Raw genomic sequence first — 17,712 nt, forward strand, 5'->3', positions numbered from 1 at the left:
TATGCCCACCAGCCGCCAACACGCACACCTGCCCAGCGAATCCAGCCGCGACCAGGGCGGCCGAAATATCCATTCAATCGACGCATCATGCGATCAGCATACGAGCGCCCTGCCTTCAGTCTGTACAAGCGATCATGAACGACACAAGCAGGATGGCGCGGCCACGGCCAACGCAATTCGTTAACAAAGTTACAACCGTTGCTGATTTTGTGTTCGCCATTCTGATAGGCGTCAAGTAGGAGGGTTTCGAGCTCGGGGTCACCCTGGCCGTTTTCCTGGCGGCCAGCGATCCATTGTTTAACGAGTTCGAATTCGTTATCGATCGTCATCTTGCGCTAGCGCCAATTGCTGGACACGCCATAACAACAAGGTTTGATTCTTGGTAAGTTCGTGAGTGGTGAAAACCGTCCAAGACACCATAGCGAGCATACCCCCGGCTATAAGTGTTTGAACGACGTTAGCTTGTCCTTGTCCACTTAGGCTATTTGCGCCACATGGGGCTGACAGAATCCCCCTCTGACTGATTACAGAGTCATATGTCTTTGATTTCTAGCTTCGCAAAAAAGGGAGAGTCGGAGTAACAGACGACTCTCTAAAGAGCACCTCAAGTTAACAATCCTAGTAGCCTAATGTCCATTCCAGGATTTCTCTGCAGATCCATTTGCTTATCACAAAAATCACAGCGTATTGGATATGTTTTCTACTTAAATCTGACTTCGAAATCCAGTCCGTAGCTGCGTGGTTGAGCCAAAAACCCGATATCCTGACCCGACGGTAAGCCCGTGTAACTTAAGTCGTTGAAGTCTGCATAGTATCGCTCATTGCTCAAGTTTCGGCCCCACAAACTGAAACTGACATCATCCGACTGCAAAGATAAGCGTGCTGATAATAGCGTCAGAGGGTCCTGATTCTCAATGTTATCGGGATGCCAGAACTTCCTTCCTCGCCGTTCCGCATCAAGTCTGCTAACTATTTGCCAATCACTATTGATGCCTATCGTATGCTGAATACCCAGATTCCCAGTAAATCGAGTAGTTTTTGGTGTGTGATTTCCGACTTGATCAGGGAAATCTCCGAACGATTTAATTTCACTGTCGGTAATGCCAAGCCCACCAAACACTCGAAGATTCTCTGCTAGCAACATCTGAAATTCCAGCTCCAGTCCTTTAATATCCGTCTTATCGATATTGTCAATGACCTGCGCTCCGCCACGATTTAGGTCAATAAAGAAGAACTGAAAATCTTTGCTCTGTGAAAAGTAGGCGGCACCATTCAAGAGTATACGTTGTTGCCATAAGCTGCTTTTGAAACCCAGCTCGTAGTTGCTAAGATTTTCATCACTGAACAAACTGCCGTCCGCATTAAATCCACCAGAACGAAATCCCGTGCTGTAAGTCGCATAGACCATGTGATCGTCATTAAGCAAATGTGTTAAGGTCAGTTTAGGTTGCCAGGCACTGAAAGTTGCACTTCTGCCCGAAGAAATTTGATCTCGCTCATCTCTGTCGTACCGCAAAGAAAATGACAATTCAGTTTCTTCACTAAGATCGTATTCAAACTGACTAAACACTGCCGTTGCTGTATTGTCGTTGTCGTCCAGCGTGTTAACTAGGGTGATATAGCCGCTCCCGCCAAACAAACCTGCAGATGCCGGCTCTACCCTAGCAACGGTACTCAAGCTGCGGTCAGTTTGCTGATAATAAGCACCAGCAATCCAGCGAAATGATTCCTCATCTGCAGAGGTATATCGCAGCTCCTGGCTCTTAAGCTTAACGTCAAGATCCTGAGCCTGATCAAGGAACTCCGCAGCAGTAAAATCTAAATCACCGAAGTAGTTTTCCGTCAGGTCCGTGTAAGCGGCGATGTAACTCAACGTTCCCTCGCCTACTTCCCAGTCAAGCTTCGCACTGAAGCCGTCGATTTGACGTTGACTGTGGCCTAGAATATTCGAACTTGGCTGTAATATACGATTGCTATTAAGCTGAGCTCCTGGGCCGAGAGCTGAATCTGAAATAGCGCCGCCTTCCAAATCCGAATAGTTGTATCGAAAATCTACACTGATAGAGTCGGAGGCAAGCCAAAGTAGTTTTAACCTGGCGTCCTTTGAGGTACTTTCATCGACATTACGCCTAAGCGTCACATTTTCGATCAGGCCGTCGCTATCTTTATAATTCCCGGCTAAGCGCAGAAAAAGTGTATCCTCCACCAGGGGCATTCCGATTCCTGCCGATAGTTTTTTGCCACTCCCATTACTCACGCCAAGTCGAAGGAAGCCGTCCAGCTCATTGCCGGTTTGCTTGGTGACAATGTTGATGGCACCGCCAATAGCGTTACGCCCATACAGGGCGCCTTGCGGTCCCCGTAGCACTTCGATGCGTTCGATATCAAACAGCTCTTGTTTGAACTGCTTCTGATTACCCTGTGGTACACCATCAATAACCACTGCCACTGGAGAATCCGCATTATTAATCTGAGCCACACCTCGAATCGTGACAAAAGTGTTTCCAACCGTAAATGAATCGTCGAGAGTGACATTTGGAGTCAGGTTAATAAAATCTTGACTGCTTTCGATACCCGCCGAGGCGATGTCGTTTTCACCAAAGGCGGTTACTGACACAGGCACTTCCTGCAAGCTTTCCTCACGCTGTTCAGCTGTAACCACAATTTCTTCCAATGCAAGCTCTTGCTGGGCGTGGGCAATTGCACTTAAATGAGCCAAACCGACAGCCGTTGCCAACTGTGTTCTTTTCGTTTTCATACCACTCTCCTACCCTAAAGTTTTATAGTTTTTCTATTGGTGTAAAGTCAAAATCATACCCAAATGCCCTTGGCCCCCAAATATTGAGCGCCTTCTCACTGCGCATAATAGGCGGTACGTTAGCCGCGATAACGCATAAGCGTTGGCCGTACTTAAGGGCTTCGGTGGTAATGGGTGTTCCAGTATCGGTATCCACCAGACAAATCAAGTCGGGAACCATGGCAATCAATTGGCCATCCAGACGCGCGATTAGATTTTCATTTTGAAACTCGACCGTCAGGATTTGTTGAGATTTCTCGCCAATTCCACGAATATGGCATTCGCCCAAGGTGAACCCTCCTTCCACCCTATTGCTTATACTCTCAATTTTCCCACTGAATAATCGGCGCGCCTGTGAGTAGTATTTTGTACCCGCCAAATAATCAACTAGGTTATCAATGGGCTTATTCTGTTTTCGGCCTTGACTCAACGATTCGCCAATGCCCTTAGCAAGGCTCAACGTACCTGGTATCGCAGTTTGTTTTACCTTGGCCCCGCTCATGGGGTAGCAGGAGATCGCTGCACTCCCCCCCATGCCAATGATCAGCTGCCTGGCTTTGTTTTCTGTTTCATGACTATCGCGGGCATTAATAATGATCGATTCGCCATGTTCGTTTGCCATTGACATCGGGCTGGCGCTAACGCCGTGGACGTTAAAACTTACCATCTGCAGTTCTGGAAATGCTCGCCCCATGCCATCCGCATTGATGACAGGTAGACCACGCATTGCCGCTACCGCTAGCGGCAGCATAGAGTTGCATCCCCCCATTTCAGCCGGGAGAATCGCATCAGCCTGGCGACCTGTGTATTTTTCGAGTGCGGAAATAGCAAGATCCAATTCCGGACCACCAATAATTTTTTCCACCAATACAGTGGGCGCCCCCATCATTGCGGAAATGTATACATTCGCGTCATCATCCAGTTCCGATGCTTCGATCATTTCCGGTTCGCCATAGCGTTCAAACAATGCTTCCGCAACCAAACGACCAATATAGGGGTCTCCGCCACCCCCTGTTCCCAGAAATGCAGCCCCTTCTGCAATTGGCTCCAGATCCTGCTTACGAATTTTCATTTTGTCCCTCACTCACTGCTTGGTCCGCCAAATCTCCAACGGCTTTTACCCTGACCCTCACTGCACCGTTCGGTAAATACGCTAAAGGAACTTCCTCGATATCAATAATGGCAATTGAGTCTTCACTGGCCCCAGCTTCGAACGCTGAGGAAATCGCTTTTGCCTTCGCATCGGCAATGGCCTCCTCTCTGGGAGTGCTTGCATAGCCATAGACCTTATCAACCTCACCACCTACCTGGGCAATAGCGGCGCCAACTGCATTTGCGACAGCAAAATGAGGCGGACGTACGATGTCTGAAGCCCCTTCCAATACATCACCAAGCAGAATGGAGCCTCCGCCGACTAAAATTACAGGCAGTTCACCCGCCTGGGTTTTCATACGATCAACCCCTTCTTCAAGCTGCTCTTGTATGGATACAAGGGCCTGCTCAATTAATGTTGGACAAATATCACTGAGTCTTTCTTTGTTACCAAAGCGGGCTCTGCCCGAGGCAACAGCCACATCGCTTGCAGTTAGTGTCTCACCACCAAAAACCTTAGCGGCACTCAGCAACTCATGGCCGACAGATTTCGGGCCAACCTGACCCGTTTTTGCCACCAGACTTCCACCGCCGACCCCAAGCGCCAACACATCAGGCATTCGAAAATTGGTGCGCACACCGCCGATATCGACACTAACGGAGGACTCACGAGGATAGCCATTTAGAAGAGCACCGATATCGCTTGTGGTGCCGCCAATATCCACAACCAGACCGCTATTGATCCCGGAAAGCCAAGCGGCACCACGCATGCTATTGGTTGGGCCGGAGGAAAACGTAAGAATTGGGAACTGAGCGACCTGCTCAGCCTGCATCAAGGTTCCGTCATTCTGAGTGAGGTAAAAAGGTGCAGAAATTCCCAGCGCGAGAAGAGCCTTTTTAAACGAAGCTACGACCTTTTTAGCATGACTGGCAAGGCTAGCATTCATAATCGCGGCGTTTTCACGCTCCAACAAGCCAATTCGGCCAATGTCTTTTGACAAAGTAATCGCCAAGTTGGGATTGTAGCGCTTGAGAATTTCAGCGGCCCTCTCTTCCATCTCGGACTGCACAGGCGCAAAAACACTGCTAATAGCCACTGAGTGAATATCTCTTTTTTTCAGGTCACTGGCGATATTCTCCAGATCTCCAGTATCCAGCGGAGATATTTGTTCACCGTTATATTCGTAACCTCCCGCACTCAAATAGTAACGCGCATCAATCGCCTCAAGCAGATCGGAAGGCCAGTCGGAAAAGGGAGGCAAACTTTGGCTAGCCGGCAAACACAGACGAATTGCCGCGACACGATCCAGGCGTTTCCGCTCAACGAAGGCATTGGTGAACTGAGTTGTACCGATCATGACCGCTTTGATCTCGCTGTAAGTGATCCCAGCATCGGTCGCCACTTGTTGAATCGCCGCAATAATACCTCCAGCGATATCTTCACTGGTTGGCTGCTTGGTCGATGCCAGTACCTTTTTATCACAGATGAGCACGGCATCCGTGTTGGTACCCCCTACGTCAATACCCAAACGCATAGCAAAACCTCTTGTTTGTGAGATTTTTATGGTAAGTGTCTAGCAGGAAAACAACAAAGGATAAAAGGGGTAACAACCCGTGTTTTTTGGGTAGTTAAAATTCAGATGACTACCCGAATGGGTAGTCCAGACAAACAGCTGTCAAAGTAGTTCTAAACGCCTCGCTTCATTCACCGCAGCGATGCGCTTGTCAACACCAAGCTTTTTGTAAATCTTCTTCAGATGAAATTTAACGGTATTTTCCGTCATGTCCAGCTCCCGGGCAATTCGTTTGTTAACGTTTCCCTGAGCAAGGGATCGTAAGACTTCGAGCTCTCTGGTACTGAATAGCTCGCCGGCAACGTCATTGATCGCTATCTTGCTGATTATATGCTTAAGTAACTGGCTATAGCGACTACTAAGCATGGAATGTTTTGCTTGCTGCAGACAGCCTCTCAGCAACGGCACAATAGGTTCACCCACTTCCAGCACAAGACGTAAATTCAGGTTACTCAACATCTTAAGCCAATGCTCATTCAAATGATGAAATAATGCTTGTCTCGCATCGACCCCTTCAGACATTTCAAAGTCCAGCAAACCATTCCAGATGCTGTATTGAAGCTCCAGCAAAGGAAGCTTCTCCAGACTGAAGCGTTGACGGAAACTCTCCCAATTCTGTAAACAACTTTTGGCCTGGGAAAGCTCCCCCTTGATGAACCAGTAGCGACAACGACACAAACAACGCTGGGCCTCCAGTTGCCAATAAAAAGCGGTTGAATAATCTTTAATTTCGATATTCGACATCCAGTCCGCTGCGTCTTCTATATCACCAAGACGACACAATATTTCCGCATGAGTAATTGTTAGAGATTCCTGAAGCCTTGACAGCTTGCGTTGTTTAGCAAGGGTTACGCCTGATTCGAAAACGTTTTGCAATTCTTCCTTTCCACCTCTTTCGGCTGCACATTGCATAGCGGTCGTAAGAGCAGGCACCAAAATTTCATGCCAGCTATCACCATCGCAAACTGTAGGCAATGCCTTATCCAAAAGAGTTTGTGCTTTCTCAATTTCATTTGCCATATAGTGGCTTTGCGCCAATACAACCTGGCCCGCTGCGGTAAGATTTCCCAACTTACCAAAGTTTTCCTCTGCAAACTGGATGCCTTGTTCAATATTGGCGCGGCATTCTTCGAGCTCCAACATATACATTTGGCCGTTTGCAAGGTGGAGGTAAAAGTAATCTTGCGCATACGGCAACTCAAGGGCTTGGAGCGTCTGTATCGCTCGCTTGGCCAAATTGATGGAACGAGTAATATTGCCCAGGTAATACTCACAAAGAAACTGGCCTGAAAGCAGTACAGCTTCGACGTCGGTTTCATCCCTTCCGATTGAAGCCAAAGCCTCTTCCAAGCGATTCAGCGTAAGCTGGTCAACCTCCTCATCGGCATACAAACTGAGAATGAGAGAAACCATTCCCAAATCAGAATTTAATGGTAAAGCTGCCGAAGCTTCAATGTCAGCCCCCTGCTGACGCAACACTCTTTGAAACAGGGCCTGAGCTTTGCTCAGCTCGCCTTGCTTGATCGATAAATAGGCATTAAATAGGACCAAATCTGCTTTTTTATCAAGCCATTGCGCGGGGAAATAAGAAAGCAACTGCCCCATCAATTGATGCCCCAGGCTAGTCATAATTTGCCAGCCGCCGACTCGAGAAAATGACTGATACGCTTCTTCATAGGAGCTTGCCTGGGTGTATAGCCTAACAGCATTAAGAATATCCCCTTGATTCTCGAACCACTCTGCTGCTTTTTGAGACTTGTTTTGCCAGCGCTCAGGATTTTGGTGTTGCAAACGTCGTTGCAAAAAGTCTCTCAACAAGGGATGGTATCGGAGAATTCCGCCCGAATTTGACACTAAGGGGGTCAGCCTTACCAGGCGATGAAAATAATAATGGCTGTCGTTGCTTGCTCTAATATAATCAGCCAGATCAACGCTGACCTGTTCTAATACGGAAGTATCGAGCAAAAACTGTTGTTCATCATCGGTATGATCAGCAATCACCTGTTCCGTCATATACTCTGCCAACCCATCGACGGCGCCATCAAAATGTTCCAATAACGCTGGCTGCCCCCAAATTTTGGCAAGCTGCAACATAGCAACCCAACCCTGGGTTTTATCAATTAATAGTTGTTGGAATTCAGGGGGAAAGCTCTCGCCAAATAGGCAATCTATCTCGGACGGAAGAAAACGAAGTATGTCATCCCCAAGCTCTATGATTCTACCCTGCAAACGAAGCTTAGAGATTTTCAATTCCGGCCTATATCGACAAGATAAGATCAAGCATAGCTTGGGGCTTGCCAACTGAAGCAGCAAATCAATACAGGAATTCACAGCTTCATTGTCTACAAGATGGTAATCATCCAGAATGAGGAATAAACGTTGCTTATCTTCAAGACAATCATCCAGCTTGGCAACAATCGCAGAGATCACAACCCGATTGGGTGCATCGAGAGCACCCTGTCTTGCCGCGAGTTCCAACTCGCACATATCACAACCGGCCTCTGCAAGTGCCAAAATGATGTTTGCCAATAATGCCTTCGATTCTCTATCGGCAGAATCCAGCTGCAACCAGGCTATCTGGGTTCTCTCGTCAAATTCATCAAGCCATTGGGAAATGCTGCTGGTTTTACCAAAACCAGCAGGCGCGGTAAAAAGCACAAGTTGAGTCGCACTGTTCAGCTGACTTTGAAGGCATTGGAGCAAGGCGTCTCGCCGAACAAGCTCAATAGCATGCTTTGGCCTTCTAAACTTAGCCTGAGCAATCCAACCTGTAAATTGATCTCTAGAATCGTTCGAGTCCAACGGATATACCTCGACATACACACAATGGCACCATAATAGGTGAATCTCGTTCAGCTTGCCAGATACCATCTAATTGAGGAATTGTTTCATCCCACACGTAATTAAACGATATAAAAGAAACAAGGATACGATATTGCTCCTACAAAATTTTGGCCGATGTAACTTTCCTATAGTTCTCTCAGATTTGAGACACATATGGACGAATAATTTTTAAATTTACTAGGAAAAAAGGAAGCTATTGAAACTCGTATGGAAAATCTGACAGTTTGCAGATTTAGCTGTACGCTGGCTTAGTTAACTCTCTGAGAATTGGAGGATTTCTGCCAAGGATTGTCTAGGGATTAACTTGGGCGTCCAGTTATTCCACAACAAAAATTGACCGCCACATCCCCAAGGCGGTTTTTAGACGTACATGACGTAGACTTCTCTCTACTACCTAAAATACAAGAGCCATCGCTAATGGCTCCTGGGGTCATTAACGGTACGCATTAGCGAGTTCGCATAACACCAAACCAAGCAAGCGAAAGCAGTAGGGTTATCATGGCCAAAAGCCCAAGAGGCTGATCCTTACCAACCCCAGCGCTAACCGCGACTGCAGGAGCCGCAACGATTAGTGGGTTCTGCAATTGATACAGTTGATCTAGCGCAGGTTCAGCATTAGGCAAGCTATTGCCTGCTATATCGGTAATGCTTGGCGTATTCAGATTCAGGCCCACAGCAGAATTGAGCCCTGATAAATTCCCTCCGCTCAGTTGAACATTATACGTAGAGGCAGTAAGTTGAGTAACAGCAATACTTGCCCCTGTAGGGCCAGTTACGGCGAAATCGTTCAGGTCTACTCCGCTTACATCTTCGTTAAAGCTTACCAACCACGTTATGCTGTCGCTATCGGTAAACTCACTGGCTGGTACGCCGCGATTAAAGCTAAGGGTACTCGGTGCAATGTTGTCAATCAGGTAAGTGTTGACGTTAGTACCAGTCGGCACTCCATCGACCAGCGCTTGGCCGCCTGAAACCGAGTTAATGGTGGCTCCGGGTGCTACTGACAGACTAACCGTCCCATTTAACGAGGCTAGATTTCCTCCTGAAATTGTCACATCGTAAGTTGTTCCGGAACCTGCAACTCCAAGAGACGCCCCCGTTGGCCCTGTGAGATTAAAATCTGCGCTCCCGACTCCCGTAACGTTTTCGTTAAAAATAATACGCCATGCGACAGCATTGGCATTGGTTGGTGATGTTGCTGGAGTTTGGCGGTCGATACTGACAACGGATGGTTGTGCGAATAGCGGTAATGACACTAAAAGAAAAATGAAGCTTATAAAGCCTTTAAATGCGTTCACTTGATCTCCTGTTCCTACAAGGTTAAAGGCCAGCCAGGCCCAGTTATCATATTATCTAAGTTGTAGTAGCTCAGACCTGATCTGGGCTAAATTCTTTTCTACCCAGATCGATTTACCATCAAACAAAGTTTCCATTGGCGTTCTGCCGCAGCACATTTTTCCTTGATGAGTTCGCTCATTGTTATAGTAATCAACCCATTCGTCCAGGTCTTTTTGAAGTTCAGCAATATCACCATAGAGCTTTTTCCTAAAAGTTACCTGATAGAACACGTTCAAAATTGTTTTATGAAACCTCTCGCAGATACCATTGGTTTGGGGTGATTTTGTGATGGATGCTACAGCCAATGGCCGAAGAATTAAGATTCTGACAATTGTGGATGACTTCACCAGAGAGTCATTGGATTTGGTGGTTTCCCACAGTATCAGCGGTGATTATGTTGCTCGTGTATTGGATGCTATAGCGCAGTTTCGAGGTTATCCATCTGCGATACGTACCGATCAGGGGCCAGAGTTTACCAGTAAGGCTTTGGATCAATGGGCATACGAACACCGAGTTGCCTTAAAACTGATTCAGCCAGGCAAGCCAACCCAAAATGCTTATATCGAAAGCTTCAACCCAAGCTGGATTGCCTCGCTATTTATAATCGATCAAACTTGCCAGCTTGTTTCTCTCCGAGTCGCTCGCCGCCTGAGGCAAGAATTAGTATTCCAGATCAGACTTTTTGAATGGCCGATCTGGGCTTCCACCAAGGATCTGCTTCAAAACATCATTCATTGTGGCTGGGTCATTGTCGAAGCCGCCGTGAGTGTCGCTGCGTGAGCGGCCGCGGTCGGTGCTTCGTGCGTACACGAATTCTAGAGGGTGCCCTTTTCCATCGATCTGTTTGTTATATTTCTCCATCCCGAGTATCGGGGCCTTGTATCGCTCTTCAAAAGCACGGGATACCAGATAGAGCAGCGACTTACCGTAGATTTTCGCTACGGTATCGTCTCGTTCGAGCTTGTCGGTTAGATTGTAGATGTTTAACTGGCCAATCAATCCAGCCTCCAGTAGCGGGCGGTATTTAGCTTCGAATAGCGCATTTGTCGCCGCGGGCGCGAGTAAGGCGCATGTGGATACCTGCTGCGCGGGATCGATTTGTGCAAGCCTCGCCAATAAATGAGCGTGCAAGATGGCTCCTGTTGAGTGTCCGACAACATGAATCTGCATGCCCTGGGGTAAGCTCGACAGCAGGCGTTCAAGTACGTCGGTACCGTCGTCAGATGTCCGCCGAAAAGGCGCTTCAGCACCGAACTTCATTTCACGCCAGAGGGCTCGGCCGGGCTTGCGAGTGGCATTCTCAATACGTCGATCGAACCAGTCTCTCACTCCACCCGTTACTCGCTCTGCCCTCCTGCTTTTACCAAAGATGACGTCCTTCAGTTCTTCTAGCAAGCCAGTGTCATACATAAAGTGAAACGGGTAAATTCCGTTGGCAAGGAACACCGGTTTCATCGCTGCAATACGCGTAGCAGACGCTTTGGTTGAATTGAGCCCACCGTGTGCGTACAAGAGTAGATGCTGGCAACCGCTGTTGGCCAAAGCACTCTGCACCACCGACATATGATCTTTATTGCTCCAATAGCGGCCGCTGTCGTGGTATTTTCCGTCATCCAAATGGACAAAGTGCTCTTCGATGGCGAAGCGAGCCGGTGCCCCCTTCTCCGCTCTGTTATTTGCGCTGGATGCAGCTCCGGCATTCAGGCCTAAATCGAATACTTGAGGTGTGGGTAAGGCCAGCTGTATTACCCAGCCGTCCATCACATTATTTGCCCAATCTTCATAGAGCCATAACGCCAAGCCGTCATCGCCCCACTCGTCTCCCCAGGAATTCTGCACCCAGAACCCCTTGGCGTTATAACCCACGACAGCGAACGCATGCCCACCCTCGAGCATGTCTCGATGAGGAATCACGGCTTCGTTGTCACTATCTTTTACGGGACTAGACCAACCACTGTGTACCTGAGCGGAAGCGTAAACTACGCCGGCCTCATTGATTGCCGCGTGCCAATCAGACACGACAGGACGCAGTCGGTAGTATGCACCTAGAGTACGAGATTTTGCGTCAGCGCTGATCTCCGGGGTGATCCTGAAGCGGCTTTTAGGTCGGTATGGACACAAGGTATCGCTGCACACGCCTGTGTTTTTCCACCCCTTAATGGCACCACGACAGCTCGAACCCTCGTAATCTTCCCCGGCCCATTCATCGTAGCGGCGAGCCATTTCGTAGAGCATGCGCGCACTGACTTTGTGTTCGTCATCGCGTTGGCGGTAAAGCAGATTAATGGCAGCTGCCAGGCCAAAGCCGGTGCAGGCACCTTCAGAACCCTGATCCAAGATAAACAAATTTCCCGGTGGGTGAAACGTTGTTCGCAAAGGAGCCAGTGTGGGTTCGTAGTAACGATCGCGAAAGTCGGGCGCATCTGAGGTGACGTTGAGGGTAAGATTACTAAGCTTTGGCATATCGTTCCACCTTTAGACCCCAAGAGGGGCATCCCTCTCCGGAAATTTTTTGAAGAATAAACCAATCTTCAAGGAGTCTAATTAAGCTTGGTGTTGCGCACAACACGGATGTAATAGTGTGTAATAAGCGCTGCGGGAGCTATCTATTTTGGAATTTTAGTGTTTAGCCTGAAGAATAAAGAATGCTCAGGCTTCGATTTTGATTAGCTTGGTATTTGAACGTAGATGTCACAACCAGATTTTTCAGCAGCTGAAAATAAGAATGGCACTGGTCTACCATTAGTGAGGCCATTATGAACACTTACTTTTCGGCCATACTTATTTTCTCGGCCGTTCATTTGTGCCTGGTTTTGTATCGTTCGGTGGTTTCGGGATAAGTCCTCTCACATAAAGGTCTTGCTCCACCTCTTCTTGTGTAAGAAGCCTAAGCTCGACGCATGAAAGTTGTGTGGGCTTAAGCAAGCCCATTGCGTACTCTATCTTCTCAGCCCACCTTTTACCATTAGCCTTAATATCTGCTTTCAGTTCTTCAAAGGCTTGTTTGAGTTTAGGATAACTTGCCAATGCACCTGCACCCAATGCAAATGAGCTACCGACTAACAATAATATCTCGTAGTCAATATAAAGCGATCCAGGTCGAATAGACTTTCGATTAAGCTTCACCCCGACGCCAATGATTTCACTCATTGCTGACTTCAGCTTTTGATCAAGGTATTGTGTGAGCTCTCGCTCTACGGCTGAATAATCTTCCTGTTGAGGTTGTATCTCAAAACGGTCAATACAGACATTAAGCGAGCCCATCGATGCGCTTACGCTAGTATCGCCTATCGATTCGCCCAAGCTAGCAGGCACGGTTAATAAATCAAAAACTAGACGGCCAAAATCTTGAGCTCTTGCAGGGTCTGACAGAAGCTGCATCATTTGATTCTTGTGGGCCTCAGCACTCCCCAGTACCGCATCATCAACAGCTTTACCAAAACCTCCAAGCAAGGCCTGTTCCGGTGAATTGTTGGAGATTTGCTGCATGACCAACTCATTTTCACGCACCTTATCCCTGATGGTAAAGGCGTAATTAACCATATCACTGTCAGTGAGTTGATCCGTAATAAACAACTCATTAAGGCGGCTGATTAATTGGGAAAGCAGCTCATCTTTACGGTCCCTTGGCTTGGCGCTGCCTAGCCCGTCTCCGGGCTCTAATCTGTATTCAGCAGTTTTTTCTTTCAGCTGAATGTCTTGTTGACGGATTTTGGAGAGACGATAATGGCTGAGTGATATATTGCTAAGATCAACATCCTCCTCTTCTACAACGTCACGCAACATTGGTCGAAGATTGCGAGCATACAGGCTTAGTTTTTCAAGCTGTTTATTATCATAATCAACAATTTGCGATATAAACTCATAGAAGCGTACAAACGTACCCAAATCCTTCTTAAAGATTTCCAGCGCATCTTTTTCCTGCTTACACTCTTTAAAGCTGTTCTCGGCGTTAGCAATCAACACCGCATCATCAGTTTTTTTAGTGCGCTCAAACATCTCTTTGGCTTGTATGTAAGCCGCATTGGCTGATTTATATCGAATATTCCAGCGCTCTACCGCTGGCTTACAGATATTCGCTATCGCAGCATTACTTTTGCTTTTCACAAAGAAAGCATCGCAGAACTGCTCTACTTCCTGCCAAAGGAAAATACCGGCTGCACGCAGCTTATCAAACAAATCAAAGATAAGGTCGGGATCAGATACATCAGCCAGTTCGGCGGTTTGATAATACGGCAGGAAAGCATCAAGGATATCTTCAGGGTCATTAAAGAAGTCCAGCACATAAGTGCCACATTCTGCCTTGCCTGGGAAGATACGATTCAAACGCGACAGGGTTTGCACACACTCCACACCGCCCAGTTTCTTATCCACATACATGGCGCATAGCTTAGGCTGATCAAAGCCGGTCTGGAATTTATTCGCTACGATCATCACCTGATAATCTTCGCTATCAAAAGCTTTGCGCATATCACGGCCTTTAAGGCCTGGGTTCATGCTGATTTCTGTAAACTTCTCGCCAATTAAAGCTTGGGCATTAGGGTCTTTATCGGTAAATTCCAACTCACCAGAGAAGGCCACCATGGCTTGTATTTTTTGATAGCCTTTTTCGGTGATGTATTTGTCAAAGGCCAGCTTGTAACGCACCGCCTCTTTACGAGAGCTGGTCACCACCATCGCCTTGGCCTGACCACCTAATAGCCCCATAATGTTGTCTTTAAAGTGCTCCACAATCACCTGCACTTTCTGGCTGATGTTGTAGTCGTGCAGGCGCACCCATTGGTTGAGTTTCACCGTGGCCTTTTTGCTTTCAACTTCTTCATCGATACCTTCGATTTTCATCGCTAGGTTATAGGCCACTTTGTAGTTGGTGTAATTCTTCAGCACATCCAGGATAAAGCCTTCTTCAATGGCCTGGCGCATGGTGTACACATGGTAGGCTTTGGGCAGATTATCTGGTTTTCGAGGTTCTTCATCTGGCTTGGGCAAACGGCCAAAAAGCTGTAATGTCCTATCTTTAGGTGTTGCGGTAAAGGCCAGGTAACTCAGGTTGCTGGAAGCACGGCGTGAGGCAACGGCAGCATCGAGAATATCCTCAGTGCTCAGTTCTTCATCCGGAGCCTTCTCTCCATCCATCATCAGCACTTCTTTGAGTTGGCGTGCGGTGCTGCCGGCTTGAGAGCTGTGGGCCTCATCAGCAATCACTACATAATTACGCTCTTTCAGGTTAGTGCTGTTTTCTATGGCTTTTAATACATAGGGGAAGGTTTGAATAGTCACGATAATAATCGGCGTTGCGCCTTCCAGCGCGGCGGCCAGCTTTTCCGACTTAGAGCCATCCCCCTCACTGCGATTAATACGCCCCACTACCCCTTCAACCGAAGTAAACTGCGAGATGGTTTCTTGCAGCTGATCATCCAGCACGGTTCTATCGGTAACCACAATCACCGAATCAAACAGCTTGTTACCCGCGGCCGTATGAATGGCGGACAACTGATGGGCCGACCAGGCAATGGAGTTGGATTTACCAGAACCGGCACTGTGTTGTATCAGGTATTTATTACCCGGGCCTTCAGTTTTCGCTGCATCGACCAGTTTAGTTACCACATCCCATTGGTGGTACCGAGGGAAGATCAGCGTTTCTTTCTTGTATTTACGCCCTTCCCAGTCTTCTTTCTCTTCGATTTGTAAATGCACAAAACGGGCAAGAATATTCAACAGATTATCGGGCAGTAATACATCATTCCACAAATAATCGGTGGCATACTGGTTAACATCTTCAGGTACATCGTTACCGGCCCCGCCTTCCTTGGTGCCTTTGTTAAACGGTAAAAAGAAGGTGTTATCGCCTTCCAGACGGGTAGCCATATACACTTCATATTGGCTAACGGCAAAATGCACCAACGCACCGCGTTTAAAAGTTAATAAGGGCTCGGGCTTTTTGGTGGCAGGGTCTATGGCAAAGCGTGTGGTTTTGTATTGTTTAATGGCGTTTTGCACTGCCTGTTTAAATTCAGACTTTAGCTCTAGCGTGGCCACCGGCAAGCCATTTACAAACAATACGAGGTCGATTCTCCATTTCTTGGCGCGAGCACCTGTTTCAGCCTCATGTTCATCCGTAGCCCAGGGGGAATACACCAGCTCTGGAACTACCCGTAAACGGTTCTGCTTGTAACGCGCTAAGGTATCCGGGTTTAAATCATGTTCGGGCTTAAACTGGCATAAACTAAAACGGGTACCGCGATCACGCAGCTCGTGGCGCAATACACCCAAGGTGCCAAAGGTACGCATTTCCTTATTAGCCGCGTTGGGGTCGGCCTTATTTAATTGGGAAGCGACGCGCTCTAACAACTTTTGCTCTGGGTACTCTTTATTATTTTCTTGGGGGGGATACAAGCCACAGAACTTTTGCCATTGCTCATCTTGGGTTTCTTTAACAAAACCCAAAACATCTTCTTCATACAAGGCCAGTTCACGATTGTAACCTTCAGGCTTACCTAGTAACCAGCCGTTAGCCACTAGCTGGCGTATCATGTCATTTTGGAAAATGAGCTCGCTTGCCTTCCCCATCAGTAAAATCCTTTATACTATTTTTCACACTGCGAAATAGTGTTTTTAAGTAAGTCTCGCATTGAACTTAAATCATGTCCGTCATTATTAGAAAGCTCAGCTGCTCGCAGAACTGCGTTTTCACACCGCTCGGGCAATGTCGTTTCTTTCAACACGTAATCCAGTGCAGTAGAAGCCAAAACCAATACAGCAAAGGCAACGGTAAAGAAAGAAAAAGAGCGAATGGATTTCAGGATTTTATCCCTGGGCTCTTCCTTGCGCTGCTGTTCTTTACTCAACAGGCTAAAGCTCATATATAGAAACAAAAATGCAACGCCGGAAAACCCGAGTTGTAAAATCGATACAATCTCATTCGCCCCGATAACCGGCATCACTTCTTCTCCATATAACATCTAAAGGAATCTTCTTTCCACATAGCACCATTCCAAGCCTTTTCGACACCCGGTGGCAGCTGAGCAAGAACCGGGTCAGATATAATACCGGAAGATTTTGGATAGCTTTGATAGGCATCCTGCATCAGCGTTGCCATCGCCTTGGCACTGTCATTACAAATTTTCACTGTTTCAGGATAAGCCGCTTCAGAAAGATTAAGAACTGCAGAAGTAAGAATCAGGCGTGACTGAGGGTACAGATAACCACTCACCAATTTTGCTTTCGGCGCAGCCTGCCCCAGCTTATTAACAGCAATGGAATTCAAGTAACCAGCCAGTAGTGGCGCTGAAAGCAAATCAATGGCCAGGCGTTTGCTTAGTGCATCAAATACAGCAGGCATATCAGCCTCAGCATTTTCGGCTATCTTTTCCATCCAGCGTAATCCGCAGATATCAGCCCGGAACTCGTTTTTGTCCAGTGTTAATGCCGGATTAAAATACCCCCCTTTAAGCTGCATTTTGGATACTTCGTTGACCAAGCCATTGGTCTCTATGCGGGATTTCCTACTGACTTCACACACATCCTTGGTATAGTGAAACCCCTCATGGCCCAGCAAAAAGGCAAAGGCATATTCCATAATCTGTTGATAGATATCAGAGGCGACAAGTAATACTTGATTATCTGGATCAACCGCTTGACGGTTATTGGTATGCGAATAGATATCCACAACCAATGAATAGATCGCATTTAAGCTATCCGCATCCAGATCACGGCGCTCCATAATCATTTCGGCGCGTTGAGTAAAAACAGTCTCACCATCAATGGCTTCAGCATCTGCCAGTAGCAGCGCATCCACCCATGAAAGTTGCGGCACTTCATTCAGCACTCCTTTCTTACCACGGTGCTTATCAAATAAAAATGCAGTTTCTGCCGAAAGCCAGGCCGCCATCCTGGCCAGTTGCGCTAAAGGCTCCTCTCGACAATAGATAGCAGACTGATCCGCATAACAGGCAAAATCGGGTTCTCGCCCACATTGGCGAATCATCACATTGGTATCGGCCTTTTTATCAACACCTGCAAACACATTCGCGGCCGTATCAGCAATCACATTACGGTACTGTTTGT

At 47.4% G+C, this 17,712-nt stretch carries 10 protein-coding genes and 2 pseudogenes; 1 reads left to right on the forward strand and 11 read right to left on the reverse strand.

The annotated features are described in order from the left end of the window. From ABWW03_RS11315 to ABWW03_RS11345, 7 genes and pseudogenes are all read right to left on the reverse strand, one after another. On the reverse strand, positions 1-329 hold a 329-nt coding region (locus tag ABWW03_RS11315), incomplete at its 3' end, for a hypothetical protein (RefSeq protein ID WP_353408431.1). Between the two features lie 371 nt (positions 330-700). After that, positions 701-2,758: a TonB-dependent receptor gene (locus ABWW03_RS11320; protein WP_353408432.1), complete on the reverse strand. Its 2,058-nt coding sequence runs from the start codon at positions 2,756-2,758 to the stop codon at positions 701-703. 22 nt (positions 2,759-2,780) lie between these two features. Then, positions 2,781-3,869: a DUF917 domain-containing protein gene (locus ABWW03_RS11325; RefSeq protein WP_353408433.1), complete on the reverse strand. Its 1,089-nt coding sequence runs from the start codon at positions 3,867-3,869 to the stop codon at positions 2,781-2,783. Continuing rightward, positions 3,856-5,424, reverse strand: a complete 1,569-nt coding sequence (locus tag ABWW03_RS11330) for a hydantoinase/oxoprolinase family protein (protein ID WP_353408435.1) — start codon at positions 5,422-5,424, stop codon at positions 3,856-3,858. The genes ABWW03_RS11325 and ABWW03_RS11330 overlap by 14 nt, the downstream gene beginning before the upstream one ends. Before the next feature lie 141 nt (positions 5,425-5,565). Further along, positions 5,566-8,166, reverse strand: a complete 2,601-nt coding sequence (locus ABWW03_RS11335) for a LuxR C-terminal-related transcriptional regulator (protein WP_353408437.1) — start codon at positions 8,164-8,166, stop codon at positions 5,566-5,568. A 587-nt stretch (positions 8,167-8,753) separates the two neighbouring features. Further along, the gene (locus ABWW03_RS11340) at positions 8,754-9,605 is read right to left on the reverse strand and encodes a hypothetical protein (protein ID WP_353408439.1); all 852 of its coding nucleotides are present in this window, start codon (positions 9,603-9,605) and stop codon (positions 8,754-8,756) included. A gap of 51 nt (positions 9,606-9,656) precedes the next feature. Beyond that, positions 9,657-9,926, reverse strand: a pseudogene (locus ABWW03_RS11345) (integrase core domain-containing protein); the annotation flags it as partial. Here ABWW03_RS11345 and ABWW03_RS11350 point away from each other — a divergent pair. Then, positions 9,913-10,221, forward strand: a pseudogene (locus tag ABWW03_RS11350) (DDE-type integrase/transposase/recombinase); the annotation flags it as partial. The pseudogenes ABWW03_RS11345 and ABWW03_RS11350 sit on opposite strands and share 14 nt — an antisense overlap. Positions 10,222-10,305: 84 nt before the next feature. Here the strand turns inward: ABWW03_RS11350 and ABWW03_RS11355 are convergent. The 4 genes from ABWW03_RS11355 to ABWW03_RS11370 all read right to left on the reverse strand — a co-directional run bounded on the left by ABWW03_RS11355 (position 10,306) and on the right by ABWW03_RS11370 (position 17,695). Further along, on the reverse strand, positions 10,306-12,108 hold the full coding sequence (locus ABWW03_RS11355) for a C1 family peptidase (RefSeq protein WP_353408441.1): 1,803 nt from the start codon (positions 12,106-12,108) through the stop codon (positions 10,306-10,308). A 318-nt stretch (positions 12,109-12,426) separates the two neighbouring features. Then, positions 12,427-16,215, reverse strand: coding sequence for a type I restriction endonuclease subunit R (locus tag ABWW03_RS11360; RefSeq protein WP_353408443.1), 3,789 nt, complete (start codon positions 16,213-16,215; stop codon positions 12,427-12,429). 17 nt (positions 16,216-16,232) lie between these two features. Next, on the reverse strand, positions 16,233-16,589 hold the full coding sequence (locus ABWW03_RS11365; RefSeq protein ID WP_353408445.1) for a hypothetical protein: 357 nt from the start codon (positions 16,587-16,589) through the stop codon (positions 16,233-16,235). Next, positions 16,586-17,695 (reverse strand): hypothetical protein, encoded by a 1,110-nt coding sequence (locus ABWW03_RS11370; RefSeq protein WP_353408447.1) that lies wholly within the window; start codon positions 17,693-17,695, stop codon positions 16,586-16,588. Before ABWW03_RS11370 ends, ABWW03_RS11365 begins: the two co-directional genes overlap by 4 nt. Positions 17,696-17,712: the final 17 nt, after the last annotated feature.

The sequence above is a fragment of the Pseudoteredinibacter isoporae genome, from assembly GCF_040372805.1.
In the GTDB taxonomy this organism is placed as follows: Bacteria; Pseudomonadota; Gammaproteobacteria; order Pseudomonadales; family Cellvibrionaceae; genus Pseudoteredinibacter; species Pseudoteredinibacter isoporae_A.